Here is a 12,485-nt window from a genome sequence, read left to right as displayed (position 1 = left end):
CCCACCACTCACCGGAGGCCCCCATGACCGACACCGACGTAGCCGCGGCCCCCCTGGCCGGCGGCCGACGACGGATCCGCACCTGGCAGACCCTGCTCGGCGCCGCCGTCATCACCGCGGTCGTCAACCTGATCGTGCTGCTCATCGCCGACGCCGCCGGCGCCTCCCTGGTCCTGAAGCTCAACGGCAAGGACGACGAGGTCGGCGCCCCCGACGTCCTCTTCGCCTCCATCGTCCCGCTGCTCGTCGGCGTCGGCGTCGCCGTACTGCTGGCCCGCTGGAAGCCGGTCTTCCTGCGGGTCGCCCAGATCGTGGCCGGTGCCCTCGCGGTCCTCTCGGCCATCGGCCCCCTGACCGGCGACACCGACACCGGCACGGGCGTCACCCTGGCCGTGATGCACCTCCTCGTCGGCGCCGCGGCCGTGGCCACCCTGGAGGCGGTCCGCCGCTCCCACGCCTGACCCGCACCACCCACCGCGTACGGTCCCCAGGCCCCCGCCGGGCCCGGGGACCGTACGCGCGGGCCCCCGCCTGTACCACTCCGCTACCTGGCAGTAGAGTCCCGCTCTGCCGGATGATCAGCCCCACATGCTCGGACGGCCGCACCTCTTCCGTCCGCCGCAACGAGCCCAGGGTTGACCTCCGTGACCAGACCCCCGCGCGCCCTGCCGCGCACCCTCCGTACCACCGCCGCCTGCACCGTGGCCGCCACCACCGCAGGTCTCCTCACCGCCGCCGGCGCCGCCGCCCCCACGGCCGCGGCCGCGGGCACGGCCTGCACCGGCACCCAGTTCACCCGCCAGTTCTTCGCCAACACCACCTTCTCCGGCACCGCGAAGAAGACCGACTGCGACAGCGCGGTGAACGAGACCTGGAGCGGCGCGCCCGCCGCCGGCCTTCCCGCCGACAAGTTCGGCGTCCGCTGGTCCCTGACCCGCGACTTCGGCTCCGGCGGGCCCTTCACCTTCACCGTCGCCGCCCGCGACGGCATCCGCGTCCACCTCGACGGCGTCCGCAAGACCGACCTGTGGAAGGACGTCACCACCACCCAGACGAAGACGGTGAACGTGACCGTCCCGTCCGGCAGGCACACCCTGCGCATCGACTTCGTCAACTGGACCGGCCCGGCCAACGCCTCGTTCTCCTACGTGCCCCGCACCTCGGCCGCCGACGACAAGGTCAAGCCGCTCGCCCCGGCCCGGGTCGCGGCCGTCCTCGACCACGCCACCGCCCGGGCGAAGGTGTCGTGGGCCGCGAACAAGGAAATGGACCTGGCCGGCTACCGGGTCTACCGCCGCCTCGACGGCAGTACCACGACCACCCTGGTGAAGACGCTGCCCACGAGCGCCACCGGCCACGCCGAAGTGCCGCCCACCGCCGGACGCACGTACCACTACACGGTCCGGGCCTTCGACAAGGCCGGCAACACCTCCGACGCCGGAGCGGCCGCCCCGCTGCCCACCGTCGCCGTGACCGCCCCGGCCGGCGTCACCGCCCGCGGCGAGGACACCGGCATCACCCTCACCTGGAAGCCCGTCCCCGGCGCCGTCCGCTACCAGGTGCGCCGCATGGACACCGCCACGGTCGGCACCGTGACCGGCACCCGGTTCACCGACACCACCGTGGCCCGCTCCCAGCAGCACGACTACCAGGTCGCCGCCGTCGACGGGGCCGGCCGGGTCTCCCCGTACAGCGCGTGGGTGCGGGCTAAGCGCGCCCCGGCACCGGTACGGGAGCTCACCGCGACCGCGACCCGTCCCGGCGAGATCACCCTGACCTGGAAGACCGACCCGAACACGGACGGCACCCACACGGGCTTCCGCGTCCACCGGTCCACCACGCTCCCGGTGTCCACGACAGGCGAGCCGGCGGGGTGCACCCCGCTGTCCGACAGGCTCCCGGACGGCCGGATCCAGTACACCTGCACCACCACGGGCGTCGCCTCGCAGACCAAGTACCACTACGTCGTGGTGGGCGTCGGCGACCGGGACTTCCGCACCGCACCCTCGAACACCGCCACCGTCACCTCCCTGTACGAGGACCGCACCCCGCCGCCGGCCGTGACCGGCCTGACGGCGACCGCCACCGAGTACGGCATCGTGCTGAAGTGGAACCCGGTCACCGCTCCCGACCTCAAGCGCTACGAGCTCTACGCCGGAAGCCTCCTCGGCGACGAAGGCGAACAGGTCTGCTCGGCCGGCGTCATCGCCTACCTGGGCCCGGAGACGACCACCTACGTCCGCCCGGTCCTCCCGGACGGAGACCAGGGCTGCTACTTCGTCGACGCCATCGACACCAACGGCAACTCCAGCTTCCGGTGGACCGGCAACGCCCACGTGGTCACCGCCACCGAGCTCGACCTGACCCCCTCCGTCGAGACCCCGCAGGGCGGCCCGCTCGGCGTGAACGCCGAACCGAGCACCGACGGCAAGGCCGTGGAACTCACCTGGAACCCCGCCGGAGCCGCCGACGGCGCCACCGCCTACCGCGTCGACCGCTGGAACCCGGCCACCAAGGCGTACGAGAAGCTGGCGCAGACCTCGGCAGCGTCCCCCACCGCGTACACCGACACCACGGCCCGCACCGGCACCACCCACTTCTACCGCGTGACCGCGATCCGCGCCGACGGCACGGAGACCGGGACGTCCGGCGACTGGGTCATCCTGCAGCCGCGCTGAAACCCCAGGCCTCGATGTCGCGGTAGCGGATCGGACCCGGTCCGCGCCCGAAGTTGCTGCCGACCAGGTGCAGGCGTTCGGCCCGCCACAGACGGCCGGTGAACCCGGCGAGCCCCGCCGCGGCCTCCACCACACTGGTGGGGTCGTCGCGGCGGGCCCGGGCCAGCGTCAGATGCGGCCGCAGGGGCCGCTCCTCGAACTCGATGCCGCACTCCCGCACCACCGCCCTGACGTCGGTGGCCAGCCGGTGCAGCCCGTCGAGGTCCCCGTCGATCCCGGTCCACAGCACCCGGTCGTCGAAGTGCCCACCGCCCCGCAGCGCCAGCTCCACGGGCCCGCGCGCGGCCGCGAGCTCCGCCAGCGGCTGCCGCAGCGCCGGCACCACCGCGGAGGGCAGCTCGCCGAGGAACGCCAGGGTGATGTGCCAGTCCTCGATCCGGTTCCACCGCATGCGCGGGTACGCCTCGTACGCGGGCCCGAGCGCCCGCTCCAGCTCCTCCTTCGCCTCGTCGGGCGGCGCAAGCGCTATGAACACGCGGACGGTGGCGGCACGGCTCTGATCGGTCACACCGCCCTTCGTACACCACCGGCGCCCACACCCGTGACCTCGGCCCCCCTTGATCGTTTGTGGGGCGTGGGGATCAGCACTGCCCGGGGGCGGGCGACAGGCCGGACGGCGGCGGCCGCCGTGCCGGCCGTTCTGCTGGCTGCCCTGCTCGCCGGCGGCTGCGCACCGGAGCGGCGTTCCCCCTCACTGCCCACGTCGGAGCGGGGCCGCAGCGACCTGATCAAGGCCGCTCAGCAGGTCCTGGTGGACCGCTGCATGACGGCCCGCCACGCCGCCGGACCGCCGCCGCGCGAGGATGTGCTGTTCGGCACCGGACCCGCCGAGCTCTCGGTCACCCTCGCCACCGGATACACCGTCCGCGCACACACCGACGGCTGCCTGGCCGAGGCCCACCGCTTCCTCTACGGCGACCAGGCCCGCTGGTTCCGCGCCGAGGTCACCGTCAACAACCTGCGCCCCGAGGCCCAGGCCCGGCTCGGCGAGGACCCCGGGTACCGGGCCGCACTCGCCCGTCGCACGGCCTGCGCCGACCGGGACACCCGCTGCATCGACGCCAGCGGCCTGGCGGAACTCCGCGCCCGGCTGGAGCCCGCCCGGCTCGCCGAGGTCCGCGCCGCGCACCGCGCGGAGATCGCCACCTACGACCGGCTGCGCGACCGCGCGCTGCACCGCGCGGCCGGGCTGCCGGCCGAGCACCCCACCCCCCACCGGAAGGGCCCCGCCCCGTCATGAACCCGCTGAACCCGCTGAAGAAGAGCAAGCTGCTCACCGCCGCCGCCGCGTTCCTCGCCCTCACCGGCGGCCTCGCCGCGGCCGCCCCGGCCGGCGCCGCCGACTGCCCCAGCGGAGAGTTCTGCGCCTGGGAGCACGCCGACTACAAGGGCCAGCGCGCCAACTGGTCCGGCGACGACGGCTGGTGGGAGAGCTTCATCGCCGACGCGGACTCCTCCTGGGCCAACCACGGCATCTCCGGCCCGGGCATCAAGGACCATGTGAAGGTCTTCTCCAGCGCGGGCCAGGGCGGCCACATGACCCTCTGCCTCACCCCCGGCCAGGAGGTCAACTACAACGGCGCCGCGAACGACGACGGCGACTCCCACACCTGGTCCATGAGCTGCTGACCCACCCCCGGGCCCACCCGGGGCCCACCCCCGGGCCCCGGGTCAGTCCAGGCAGAACTCGTTGCCCTCCGGGTCGGCCATCACGATGAAGCCGTAGCTCATCGGGGGAGCGGGTTCGAAGCGGCCCAGCCTCGTCGCGCCGAGCGCGACGAGGCGGCCGCACGCGGCCTCCAGCGCCGCCATCCGCTCCTCCCCCTCCAGTCCGGGTGCCGCACGGACGTCGAGGTGGACCCGGTTCTTGGCCGTCTTGTCCTCCGGCACCCGCTGGAACAGCACCCGGGGTCCGCTCCCGTCCGGGTCCTCCAGCGCCGAGGCCGCGTTGCGCTGGTCCTCCGGTACGCCGGCCCGCTCCAGGAACTCGTCCCAGGCGGCCAGCGGGTCGGCGCCCTCGGGCAGCTCGACGCCGGGCGGGGCCGGGTACTCGTAGCCCAGCGCCTCGCGCCAGAAGGCCGACAGCGCCCGCGGGTCACGGGCGTCGAAGGTCACCTGGAAGTGGCGGCTCATCTGCTAGCTCCGTTCGTGTGCGCATGCGTGTGCAGGTGGAGGTCCCGCAGCAGGCAGACCTCGGCCAGGTGGTGGATCAGCTCGCGGTGGACGTGCAGCACCAGATCGGCCATCGGCCGATCCGGGTAGGGCTCCTTCGCACCGACCGGGACCCGCAGCCCGGCCTCGCCCAGAGCCCGCACCCCGGCCAGCCAGACGTCGAGCTGGGCCCGGAGCTGGTCGAGCGCGGTCGCCGCGCTGCCGGCGTACTCCCAGGTGTCGTACGACGCCGGCGGGGCGCCGAAGTGCGCCGCGTTGCGCATGGCGAGCACGCCGACGATGACGTGGCCGAGCCGCCAGGCGATGGTGGTGAAGGGCGCGGGGACCGGTTCGGGGTAGGCGTAGTCGATGGTGAAGTCCCCGGCGCCGGCCTGCACGGGCGCGGTCGAAGCACCCCGCGGCCGTACGCTCCAGGCATCCGGTACCGGCGACCAGAAGTACTCGTCGTCCCCCAGCCCGTCGAGCCGGTCGCGCAGCTGGTGCTCCCAGTGGAACTCCCACTGGTCACGCACGGTCCGGTTCCAGTCGAGCGCACTGGTCGTACCGGTCGCCTCATCGGGCCCACCGGGCTCCTCCGCATCCACGACCCCACCCTGACATCCCGAGCGCCCGGAAGCGGGCCCGCGGCCTCCACCGGTGTGGCGGCTCCTGCCGAGCGGCATCAGCCCGGGGCGGTGTCCCCGGCGGTGAGCGTACGGAGGGCCTTGTCGAGCCGGGTCCGGCGGGTCGCGGGGGTGCGGGCCTGGAGCAGGGGATGAACTGCCTGTTGGGCCGGACAGGTGATCTTCGCAATCCGGGTATGCTCCTCGTCGGTTCAGGCATGCAGAATGCCTTTGACGCTTCGGCCTTGGGCTGTGCACTTCTGCATGAGGTCCTGTAGTTGGAGGTAGACCGCCCATGGCGGTGAACGCAAGCCCCACCGTCAGAAGGCTGCGCCTGGGCGCGGAACTCCGCCGGATGCGTCGTGCGGCAGGTATGACGTCCCAGCAGGTGGCAGGTCAGCTGCTGGTCTCCCAATCCAAGATCAGTCTGATGGAGACGGGCCGTCGCGCCATCAACCCCCGTGACGTGCGTGATCTGTGTGAGCTCTACGGGGTCACCGACCAGGTGCTCGTCGCCTCGATGATGAGGATGGCGAAGGAGTCCGGCAGGCAGGGCTGGTGGGTCGCGTACGGCGACGTCCCCTACAGCGTGTTCGTCGGGATGGAGACGGAGGCCGCTTCCATCCACGCGTACGAGCCACTGCTGATCGCCGGCCTGCTGCAGACCCCCGCCTACGCCGCCGCGGTCATCGAGGAAACGAACCCTCACATCACGGCCGAGCAGGCCGCCATCCGTCTCGACGTGCGGCTGCGGCGCCAGCACCGCGCCCACCACCCCGCCCGCCCCCTCCGTTTATGGGTCGTCCTGGACGAGTCGGCGTTACACCGTGCCGTCGGCTCCGCCGACGTCATGCGCGAACAGCTGGAGCATCTGAGCCTCCTCAGCACGCAGCCGCACATCACCGTACAGATCGTCCCGCACACCGCAGGAGCCCACCCCGGTGTCCTGGGGCAGTTCTCCATCCTGACCTTCCCCGACAGCGACGCGGGAGTCGTGTACCTGGAGCGCTTCACGAGCGACCTCTACTTGGAGAAGCCCGCGGACCGCCAGTCCTACCAGCTCATGTACGACCACCTCCAAGCACAGGCACTCGGCCCCGAACAGAGCCGCCGGTTCATCCGCGATACCAACCGGATCCATACCCGCTGCTCGTGAGCGGCGGGCAGTGCCGATGCTCAGCCGGGAACACCGCCTTCCCGACCGGACAGGGCTCCGCAGGCAGCACACATCGCACCGCCGGAGGGCTCTCGCGCCGGCGCGGCAGCCGCCGGGACTTCCCGGGGGGAGAGCCAGGGGGCATTCGCATTCCGGTCCAGGACGTCCCTGAGGCGTTGTCGGCGCCTCAGCTCGAGGACGTCCCTGTGCCACATTCGGCCCACCCCGGACGATGCCCATGCGGTGCCGAACACACCCAGTGCGGCACAGATCGGCATGAGCTTCACCCATACGTCTGTCACAGCGGATCCCTTCCCATGACGGATGTGGAGCAGTGGGGTCGCGGACGAGCAGTCAGCAACATTCCGACATAACGCAGCGGCATATGCAGAGTTATGCCCCACCCTCTCATTGCAGCCATGTGCAGCACTCTGCTGAATCATAATAATTTCCGATTTTAGTGGGCGGTCCGGCGTCTCGGCGTGGCGGACGGGAGCGCAACCGCGCGTCGGCACGGCGGATCGGCGGATCGTCGGTTGCTGCCCTGGGTGAGGGAGGAACCGGCGCGAGGGGAGCGGGCCGACGCCGCGCTGTCAGCGCGCCACCACTGGGCCTGAGCTGCGGCGATGTGATGCAGTGAGATCACGAAGCGAGGCCCTGGCGGGTTCGGCGCCAGTGCAGAAACGATAAAAGACAACGGTCAACACTCGCGCGCTTCGCCATCATCACCCGCATGGCTCATACCCTGCCCGGCGTCGGGAGCGTTGGTTGGACTATGACAACAGCAAACCTCGGTGCAATCTTCCGTCGGCATGCAGAGGGGCGAGGTCTCCTCGTTCATACCGAGGCTGCCCGGATGGGGCAATGGACATTCACGCCGGCTTCATCGACCCACCCGCGGAGAGAGAACGCGACTCTGCATCATGGAGGTCGGAAGATCGAGTTGAATTACTCGTCCTCGATCTTTGAGGATTTCCTGGAAGCGATCAGTGAGATCCACCGTGACTTCAACCGACGGTCAGAAGACCTGGCTGCGTCCGGGCTGTGCACCGACGGCCAAGTGAGGTACGGATCCTGTGTATGAACCATACGGTCGTCACGACTGGAACGGCTTCCACGCTCAGTCGGAGGCCCGCATGTTCCGGCCGGGGCCGGATCTCGAAGGGCACATCACCACCGGGCAACCGCCACTCGGACCGGGCCAGGGGAACAGCACATGGGATCCGACGGAGGAACTCGCGTGCCTCCTGCAGGAAAGCATCGCCGCCGACCGGGCTGAGCTCTTCGACCGCAGTGCCTTCGACGAGACGAACGACACGATGTCCAGGACCGGGCCGGCAGCCGACCCGCAGGGCACCGTCGGGCTGCCGAAGGCCGAAGCGCCCGGTGGCCACCGCCGGACCGCCACACCGAGGGCGCCGGCAGTGGCCCTGATGCGAACGGGGAGCCTTTGCACGTCGGTGCTCGTCGCGCTGATCGCCGCCCTCGTCAGCATCTTCAGCGGCCTCGCGATCTGCGACGCCCTTCAGCACAGCGCCGCGCCTCGCACCGCCAACGACGTGGTCAGCTGGTGGCCACTGCTGATCTACGGGCCCTGGACGGTCGCCTCCCTATCCATCCTGAGGGCGGCTCTGCACCAACGCCGCGCCGTTCACTCCTGGTCCATCGTCCTGTTGTTCTCCACTCTGGCCACGCTCCTCTGCGTGGCCCAGGCGCCGAGAACGCTCGCCGCCCAGGCTGCAGCGACCCTTCCCGCCATCGCCGCGCTCGCCTGCTTCCAGCAGCTCGTCCGCCAGATCACGCTCACCCGGCCGCCCCGTCAACCGACCCCGCGACACCGCAACTCCCGGCCTTCTCCTGCCCCCAAACTCCATTACGGGGCGTGAGGGCGCACTCGGGAAGTCGAAGGACACGGTCGCCGCCATCGCGCACGGCGCCGGGGACAACGGCGCGACAGCCACTAACCGCATGGGGAACGTGGTCCTTCCGGAGCCCGACGGTGATCGTTTTCACTTGAGGAACGACACTCGAATCCCATAAGTCACGGGCGGTCCGCAATCTCGGCACGACGGCTTCCGAACACTGCCCCGTACGAGCACGGCCGGCCCTGACACCTGACCCGCCCAAGTCCGAAGCGTCTCGCCCCGGTTGCCCGGATTCGGCTGCCGGCTGGGCGCCGCCCCGCGGCCCCGGAGCGACCGGGCCGACGAGGCGTGAAGCATCACGCATCACACTTTCCCCTACCGAAAGAGGACGGCAACGATGGCGCACGAGCTCTCCTACGCAGAGCGAATGAAGTACAAGAGGCTTCAGGATGCCGCCTACCAGGCGGGCACGGACGCCGTCACCGCTCTCGAGGCTGCCCTTGCGCTCGCAGGGCTGGTCCTCCCGTCTCTGGCCAACGACGGGCCCTTGGGCATCCGCGGGTTCGTCCGGCTCGGCGGATGCAGCGTCGCCGTCGCCAACCAGCTCGCCGAGGTGATCGCCGCAGGCGCCCACGCCCTGCAGGAGCAGCGGACGTGAGCAACCACCCCCACCGGCTGGGCCGGCCGACGGAGGACCCTGACGAGGGCTTCCGCATCATCCCGATCGCCGACGTCGCCCCGTCCGCCTGCCGGCTGCGGGAACCGGGGCGCCCCCGTGGTCACGGCGCCGTTCGCGGAGCGGCTCCGGCCGTGAGCGTACGGAGGGCCTTGTCGAGCCGGGTCCGGCGGGTCGCGGGGGTGCGGGCCTGGAGCAGGGGGAGGAGCAGCTGGTAGCGGCCGGTCCGGTCGAGGGCCTCGAAGGCGGACCTCGCCGCCGGGTCCGCGTCCAGGGCCGCCGCGAGCTCGGGCGGCACGGTCGCCGTCTTCTGCGAGGCGTAGGCCGCGTCCCACCGCCCGTCCTGCTGTGCCGTGCGCACCTCGGCGAGCCCCGGCTCGCGCATCCGCCCGGCGGCCGTGAGCCGCTCCACCTTCTCGACGTTCACCTGGGACCACAGGCTGCGGGGCCTGCGCGGCACGTACTTCTGCAGGTAGTGCGTGTCGTCCAGGGAGCGCCGCTGCCCCGAGATCCAGCCGAAGCAGAGCCCGATGTCCACCAGTTCGTCGGAGGTGACGGAGGGGATGCCCGATCCCTTCTTCGCCATCTTGATCCACACGCCCTCCCGGCGCGCGTGGTGCCCGGCCGCCAGCCACCCCTCGAAGGCCGTGCCGTCCGCGAACGCGATGATCTCCACACCGTCGAGCTGCTCCATGGGCCTCACCTTAGGTGCGGACGCGGGTCGTCCGTACCGCCCGGGTCGTCCGTACCGTCCGTACCGTCCGTACCGCCCGTACCGTCCGGCTCGTGGTGGAGGCGCCGGTCGAGGTCGGCGGCCCAGTCCAGGGCCCAGGCGCGGAGTTCGCCGATCGCCGCCCCGTCGAGGCCGTAGGTGCCGAACTCCTCGTCGTCGATCCACTCCGAGCCGCTCAGGCGGTCGCGGAGGTCCTCCAGCAGGAACCCGTCGTCGCGTGCGTGACGGGCGCCGAGGCGTTCCAGGTCGCGGGTGCCGTGGAGCCGGGCGGCGGCGTGTACGTCGATCAGGTCGCGGGCGAGGCCGCGGTCGGCGAGGGCCCGGACCTTGGTGCCGATCACGGTGTCGAGGGCGAGGACGGGCCCGTACTCGGTGTCGACGGGCGAGGTCCAGAAGTGCTCCTTGAGGAGGTCGACCGCGCAGTCCTCGCCGGTGACGGGGTCGGTGACCATCAGGCGTGCGGCGAGGGGGTCCGCGTCGACCAGCCGCACCCGCCAGCCGCGCTCGGCGAGTCCGGCCTGCAGGCGGGCCGCGATCTCGGCCATCGGGGCCGGGTCCTGGGTGGCCACGTCGAGGTCCTGGCTGAGCCGGTCGACCAGGCCGTGGGCCTGGACGGCGTAGCCGCCGGCCAGGACCAGCGGGTGGTCGGACCCGATGTCGATGACGGCGGCCAGCAGCCGCCGGTGCAGGCCGGTGAGCCTCACGCAGCCCCGGGCCCCGCCGCCCCGGCGGCCGCGGCGAGTTCGGGAAAGGCCTCTTCCCACACGGCACGGACGTGCCGGCTGACCAGCTTCCGCAGGACGGGCCACTGCTCCAGCAGCAGATCGCGGTCGAGCAGGTGGAGCAGGTCTTCGTGGAGACCTTCGGCCAGCACCGTGCGGTACATGCCCATGCGCAGCTTAGGCCGGTCCAGGTCGAACGTGCGCAAGCCCGACCAGGCGACGTGCGCGGGCAGTTCGACCAGGCCGCCGCGCGGCCCCGCGAGCTTGTCCAGGGAGGCGGGCAGCCGCCGGGCGTACCGGTCCCGGAGCACCTGCTCCGCGGACGGGCCCTGCTCTCCGCTGTCGTGCACGATCACGCCGCCGATTATCCCCTGCCACCCCCACCCCGCACACCTCATCGGCCGATCTGGCCGACCTTCACCGTGAACATCTGTTCGACGGTGCTCGTGCTGTCCGTCCGTCCGCCCGCCACCCGCGCGCCTCGCCGAACCGGCTGTTTGTGCCGGAAAAGACCCATTCATACTCCTCTGCCCCGATAACCTCACTCTGCACGGCGAGGACGACGTACCCCAGGAGGCATCGTGAGCGAGCGGCCGGTCCTTCTCCCCTACGCCGACCCGGCCTTCGTCGCCGACCCCTTCCCGCTGTACCGCCGGCTGCGCGAGGACGGCCCGGTGCGCCGCGCCGTCATCGCCGGCGGCCTGGAAGCGTGGCTGGTCACCCGCTACGAGGACGCGCTCGCCGCCCTGTCCGACACCCGCCTCAGCAGCGACGTACGCGACGCCTCGGATACCCGGCTCCTGCAGCAACTGCCCGAGACGGAGCGGGAGTCGATCCTGAGCAACATGCTCCGCAGCGACCCGCCCGACCACACCCGCCTGCGCCGCCTGGTCTCCAAGGCGTTCACCGCCCGCCGGGTGGCCGGGATGCGGCCCCGGATCCAGGCCGTGACCGACCGGCTGCTGGACGAGGCCGCCCCGGCCGGCCGCGCCGACCTCGTGGCCGACTTCGCGCTCCCGCTCCCGGTCACGGTGATCAGCGAACTGCTCGGCGTGCCGCTGGACGACCGGCTCGACTTCCAGCGCTGGACCGACCGCATGGTCATGCGGGGTGAGGAACCGCCGGACCCCGCCGTGGTCAACGAGGCCTGGCAGCACATGCGCGCCTACATCACCGGGCTCATCCGGGACAAACGGGCGGACCCCCGCGACGACCTGCTCAGCGCCCTGATCACCGCCCGGGACGAGGAGCAGCAGCTGACCGAGGACGAGCTCATCGCCATGGTGTTCCTGCTGCTGGCAGCCGGCTACATCACCACCGTCAACCTGATCGGCGGCGGCATCGCCACCCTCCTCGCCCACCCCGCCGAACTCGCCCGGCTGCGCGACGACCCCGAGCTGCTGCCCGGCGCCATCGAGGAGTTCCTCCGCTACGACGGCCCGGTCAGCCCCGGCATCGCCCGCTTCGCGCGCGAGGACGTCGAGATCGCGGGCGTGACCGTCCCGCGCGGCGCGACCGTGCTCATCGCCTCGGCCATCGCCGACCGCGACCCGGACCGCTTCCCCGACCCCGACCGCCTGGACCTCACCCGCCAGGACAACGCCCACCTGGCGTTCGGACACGGCATCCACTACTGCCTGGGCGCCCCCCTGGCCCGGCTCGAAGGCCAGATCGCCATCGGCACCGTCCTCCGCCGCCTCCCCGGCCTCGCCCTCGCCGTACCGCCCGAGGAGATCCGCTGGCGCCCCGGCGGCCTGCGCGGCCCCCTGAGCCTTCCGGTGACCTTCACTCCCGGGGGCCTTCCGGCCGCGCCCTGACCCC

The 12,485-nt window shown here is 71.9% G+C and carries 14 protein-coding genes; 8 read left to right on the top strand and 6 right to left on the bottom strand.

Annotated features, from left to right (window positions below; translation table 11 throughout):
- Window positions 1-23: 23 nt before the first annotated feature.
- Complete coding sequence (locus ACGFQ9_RS23030; protein ID WP_393576112.1) at window positions 24-461, top strand: DUF6069 family protein; 438 nt, start codon at window positions 24-26, stop codon at window positions 459-461.
- A gap of 183 nt (window positions 462-644) precedes the next feature.
- Entirely contained in the window at window positions 645-2,678 is a 2,034-nt protein-coding gene (locus tag ACGFQ9_RS23025) for a PA14 domain-containing protein (RefSeq protein ID WP_393576110.1), read from the top strand.
- Here ACGFQ9_RS23025 and thpR read toward each other — a convergent pair.
- The gene (gene thpR, locus ACGFQ9_RS23020) at window positions 2,659-3,246 is read right to left on the bottom strand and encodes an RNA 2',3'-cyclic phosphodiesterase (protein ID WP_393576109.1); all 588 of its coding nucleotides are present in this window, start codon (window positions 3,244-3,246) and stop codon (window positions 2,659-2,661) included. The two genes, ACGFQ9_RS23025 and thpR, sit on opposite strands and share 20 nt — an antisense overlap.
- A gap of 66 nt (window positions 3,247-3,312) precedes the next feature.
- On the opposite strand from thpR, the gene ACGFQ9_RS23015 reads away from it, so the two are divergent.
- Window positions 3,313-3,978, top strand: a complete 666-nt coding sequence (locus ACGFQ9_RS23015) for a hypothetical protein (protein ID WP_393576107.1) — start codon at window positions 3,313-3,315, stop codon at window positions 3,976-3,978.
- Window positions 3,975-4,367 (top strand): peptidase inhibitor family I36 protein, encoded by a 393-nt coding sequence (locus ACGFQ9_RS23010; RefSeq protein ID WP_393576105.1) that lies wholly within the window; start codon window positions 3,975-3,977, stop codon window positions 4,365-4,367. The genes ACGFQ9_RS23015 and ACGFQ9_RS23010 overlap by 4 nt, the downstream gene beginning before the upstream one ends.
- A 42-nt stretch (window positions 4,368-4,409) precedes the next feature.
- Here the strand turns inward: ACGFQ9_RS23010 and ACGFQ9_RS23005 are convergent, their stop codons facing one another.
- Both ACGFQ9_RS23005 and ACGFQ9_RS23000 read right to left on the bottom strand, forming a co-directional pair.
- Window positions 4,410-4,871, bottom strand: coding sequence for a VOC family protein (locus ACGFQ9_RS23005; protein WP_393576103.1), 462 nt, complete (start codon window positions 4,869-4,871; stop codon window positions 4,410-4,412).
- A complete protein-coding gene (locus ACGFQ9_RS23000; RefSeq protein WP_393576101.1) occupies window positions 4,868-5,494 on the bottom strand; it encodes a DinB family protein in 627 nt (208 codons plus the stop codon). Before ACGFQ9_RS23000 ends, ACGFQ9_RS23005 begins: the two co-directional genes overlap by 4 nt.
- A 313-nt stretch (window positions 5,495-5,807) precedes the next feature.
- Here ACGFQ9_RS23000 and ACGFQ9_RS22995 point away from each other — a divergent pair, with 313 nt between their 5' ends.
- The 3 genes from ACGFQ9_RS22995 to ACGFQ9_RS22985 all read left to right on the top strand — a co-directional run bounded on the left by ACGFQ9_RS22995 (window position 5,808) and on the right by ACGFQ9_RS22985 (window position 9,191).
- Window positions 5,808-6,668 (top strand): helix-turn-helix domain-containing protein, encoded by an 861-nt coding sequence (locus tag ACGFQ9_RS22995; protein ID WP_393576100.1) that lies wholly within the window; start codon window positions 5,808-5,810, stop codon window positions 6,666-6,668.
- Window positions 6,669-7,804: 1,136 nt separating this feature from the next.
- Window positions 7,805-8,554 (top strand): hypothetical protein, encoded by a 750-nt coding sequence (locus tag ACGFQ9_RS22990; RefSeq protein WP_393576098.1) that lies wholly within the window; start codon window positions 7,805-7,807, stop codon window positions 8,552-8,554.
- 406 nt (window positions 8,555-8,960) lie between these two features.
- Window positions 8,961-9,191, top strand: coding sequence for a hypothetical protein (locus ACGFQ9_RS22985; RefSeq protein ID WP_393576097.1), 231 nt, complete (start codon window positions 8,961-8,963; stop codon window positions 9,189-9,191).
- A 121-nt stretch (window positions 9,192-9,312) separates the two neighbouring features.
- Here the strand turns inward: ACGFQ9_RS22985 and ACGFQ9_RS22980 are convergent, their stop codons facing one another.
- The 3 genes from ACGFQ9_RS22980 to ACGFQ9_RS22970 are packed head-to-tail and all read right to left on the bottom strand — an operon-like array spanning window position 9,313 to window position 11,020.
- Window positions 9,313-9,903, bottom strand: coding sequence for a YdeI family protein (locus tag ACGFQ9_RS22980; protein WP_393576096.1), 591 nt, complete (start codon window positions 9,901-9,903; stop codon window positions 9,313-9,315).
- 5 nt (window positions 9,904-9,908) lie between these two features.
- A complete protein-coding gene (locus ACGFQ9_RS22975) occupies window positions 9,909-10,646 on the bottom strand; it encodes a nucleotidyl transferase AbiEii/AbiGii toxin family protein (protein ID WP_393576094.1) in 738 nt (245 codons plus the stop codon).
- Window positions 10,643-11,020: a hypothetical protein gene (locus ACGFQ9_RS22970; protein ID WP_393576093.1), complete on the bottom strand. Its 378-nt coding sequence runs from the start codon at window positions 11,018-11,020 to the stop codon at window positions 10,643-10,645. The genes ACGFQ9_RS22975 and ACGFQ9_RS22970 overlap by 4 nt, the downstream gene beginning before the upstream one ends.
- A gap of 225 nt (window positions 11,021-11,245) precedes the next feature.
- Here ACGFQ9_RS22970 and ACGFQ9_RS22965 point away from each other — a divergent pair, with 225 nt between their 5' ends.
- A complete protein-coding gene (locus ACGFQ9_RS22965; RefSeq protein WP_393576091.1) occupies window positions 11,246-12,481 on the top strand; it encodes a cytochrome P450 in 1,236 nt (411 codons plus the stop codon).
- The last annotated feature ends 4 nt before the right edge of the window (window positions 12,482-12,485 follow it).

It is taken from the genome of Streptomyces sp. NPDC048603, assembly GCF_043199475.1.
Classification (GTDB): domain Bacteria; phylum Actinomycetota; class Actinomycetes; order Streptomycetales; family Streptomycetaceae; genus Streptomyces.
This window is presented reverse-complemented; position numbering and strand designations above follow the sequence as displayed.